The 2,860-nt window shown below is 34.3% G+C and carries 4 protein-coding genes; all 4 read left to right on the forward strand.

Translation table 11 applies throughout. The annotated features are described in order from the left end of the window. Nucleotides 1-63: 63 nt before the first annotated feature. The 4 genes from PPA04_RS09325 to PPA04_RS09335 all read left to right on the forward strand — a co-directional run bounded on the left by PPA04_RS09325 (nucleotide 64) and on the right by PPA04_RS09335 (nucleotide 2,841). On the forward strand, nucleotides 64-276 hold the full coding sequence (locus PPA04_RS09325) for a hypothetical protein (RefSeq protein WP_057785058.1): 213 nt from the start codon (nucleotides 64-66) through the stop codon (nucleotides 274-276). A gap of 117 nt (nucleotides 277-393) precedes the next feature. Next, nucleotides 394-561, forward strand: coding sequence for a hypothetical protein (locus PPA04_RS09615; protein ID WP_157077590.1), 168 nt, complete (start codon nucleotides 394-396; stop codon nucleotides 559-561). Between the two features lie 183 nt (nucleotides 562-744). Then, on the forward strand, nucleotides 745-2,091 hold the full coding sequence (locus PPA04_RS09330) for a sensor histidine kinase (RefSeq protein WP_057785059.1): 1,347 nt from the start codon (nucleotides 745-747) through the stop codon (nucleotides 2,089-2,091). Next, the gene (locus PPA04_RS09335) at nucleotides 2,092-2,841 is read left to right on the forward strand and encodes a response regulator transcription factor (RefSeq protein ID WP_057785060.1); all 750 of its coding nucleotides are present in this window, start codon (nucleotides 2,092-2,094) and stop codon (nucleotides 2,839-2,841) included. The last annotated feature ends 19 nt before the right edge of the window (nucleotides 2,842-2,860 follow it).

A 2,860-nucleotide genomic window follows, 5' to 3' on the forward strand; every position in this document is an offset into this window, starting at 1 on the left:
ATCAGTTAAATTTAAAATATGATTAAGCTATAAATTTAAATAATCAAAACTGGAGGAGAAGAAATGAAAAAGATTATTGAAAGTGGTGCAATTTGTTCACTTGGTTTAATGATCTTATCAGTTCCTAAACTGCTGGCTATTTTTAACTTGTTAGATCATGGCAGACACTATGCAGATTATCAAATTAATTTATGGGGAGCTGCTTGGACATTGATGCTCGCTATGATCTTTAATATTGTGGTGGTCATTCTGTTGTGGGCTATCAGAAAACAATGAAGTGAATTTGGACTGATAAAATGGGTGGGGGATATTGACACTAGCATTCATTTTAGCAATCGAAAGATGGTTAGACCACAAATTGCAAAAGTAATTTAGATAAGAAGGTTTAATAAAATGACGACTAAGAAGAGATCTTATATTGTAATGGCAATTTTCTTTATAATTGCGTTGATAATTCTTTGGTTATTTCCAAGTTACTCTGCCATTTGGGGAATGGCTAGCATTCTTACTGGTCATTTAGTGGTAGGTCTGTTAAATGTAATTAGGCCGCTAAAAAAGTAGAAGCGCGTTTTATTGATGATTGACGTTAATCACGAACTATTATACGTTAATCGAAAACATCACTGTTTATATTGTGTCGTTGATACAATTTAGTTAAACTAAAGGATGTGATGTGAAACGAAGATTTGGTTTAAAGGAAGCCAAGGATGAACTAATCTGATTATTCATCTAAACTAACAAATAATGGTAGAATTTGGAATTGGTGAGTATCTTGTTGAAAATTTTGCGCTAATTTTTATTGTTTTATGTACAAATACTTATCTGAAGCATAATTTTGGGTTGAAAGTGGTCGCTTTAAATTTTGGTGCCAGTATTCTTTGTGCAATTTTTAGTATGATTTTGGAAGATGCTGCTTACCTACCGCTAGTTTTGGGGGCAATCATCGTCGAAATTGTCAGACAGAAGAAATTGAAAATTGATCCCAGATACGCGAATATGATGCTAATTAGTGTCATTATTCAAATCATCTTAATTTCCATTAGTGGATACATTAGTACGACAATTTTGATGTGGGCAAATCGTTTCCACTCCATTAAGTCACTCTCGCGTGTCGGCAATATGTTGGTATTTCAGGATATAATAATTGATTTATTTTTTACCATTCTCTTATTCATTTGGTTTTATCGGCACCGCGTGTGGTGGCGTCATTCGATGAATCAGATTGAAGATTTAGGCTTATCCACCCGGATTTTTTGGATGCTAATGATGATTTATGGCTCTATTCAAACCATTTTGATTATTAGCGATATTCAGGATATTACGGCGATCATTCAAGCAGCTAGTATTGTAATTTTTATGTTAATTATCATTTTGATGAGTTGGCAAATGCAGTTTTTTATCAAAACATATGCGGCTCAACAAAATATTAAAGATGAAGGAATCAGAAATCAGCAGTTACATGACTATTTAGCCAGCATAGAACAGCAGTATACCGAACTGCGTCAGTTTAAACACGATTATCAGAATATTATGCTGTCAATGACAGAATTGGTAAAACACGATGATCGAACTGAATTGCAGGAATATTTAAACGAATTAAAAAATAAGAAGCATTTAAATGAGTCGCTAAGTAAAGTTAGCATTAGTGAACTTGATCATCTTAAAAACGAAACCCTGCGTGGTTTAATTATTCAAAAATTTTTTGAAGCACGTAAGCAAGGGGTTGAGTTAGATCTGGAAATTGAACAAGATGATCTTTTAATCGAAAAACAACTTGTCGATATTGTTAGAATTGTGGGTGTTCTTTTAGATAACGCGATTGAGCAAGCTGAAAAAATGCCAGATCACAAGGTTAGCTGTGCGCTTATTAAAACAGACGACACGGTTGAAATTTCAGTGGAAAATGCTGTCACTTTGCCATTTAATCTTCAAAAAATATTTGAGCGCGGTTATTCATCAAAAGGATCAAATCGGGGCTTGGGTCTAGCAAATGTCAAAGAGTTGGTTAATCAAAATGTGAACTTTTATTTGGATACACAGTTGATACAACAAAAACTACGGATTACTTTAATTATTACGGGGGAAAAATAAGTGTTTTCAATCTATTTATTAGAGGATAATCTTGAACAACAAGCGTATTACATGAAAGTTATCAAGAATACTATTATGATTAACGATTATGCAATGAAGTTGGTTTGTGCAACCAATGATGTTGAAAAGTTAGAAAGCAGCATCCTAGATCAAGAGCAGGGGCTGTTCTTTTTAGATATGGAAATTGGTTCGCAAACAGATGCCGGGCTGAAATTGGCCAGTAAAATTCGACAGAGGCGACCATTTGCACAAATAGTTTTTATTACAACTCACGATGAACTGGCGTTTTTAACGTTAGAGCGAAAAATTGCACCATTGGATTATATTTTGAAAGATAAAACGCTTGAAAATATTAAAAGTAAAATAATTGAAGATATCAACTTAGCACGGGCTCAGTATGTTGAAGCACTGTATCATCAACAGAAGCTATTTGGCTATCGAATCGGATCTCGTTACTTTTCGGTACCGATGAATGAACTGGTGATGTTATATACGGTTAAGGAACGGCCAGGTAGTGTCACGGTGATTGCTAAAAATCGGCAGGCAGAATTTCCCGGTAATTTGAATAATTTGGAAGAAAAGTATCCAAATTTGTTTCGTTGTGATAAAAGTTACTTGGTCAATTTAGATCATGTGAGAAGCTTTGATGCCCAAGCCAGACAGTTACAGTTTAATCAGGGTTTGGTCTGCAAAGTGTCGTTTCGTAAGGCAAGAGATTTGACTAAATTATTGAAAAAACATGTATCTTAAAATGGTGTACTAGGCCCTA

It is taken from the genome of Pediococcus parvulus (assembly GCF_007990205.1).
GTDB classification, from domain to species: Bacteria; Bacillota; Bacilli; order Lactobacillales; family Lactobacillaceae; genus Pediococcus; species Pediococcus parvulus.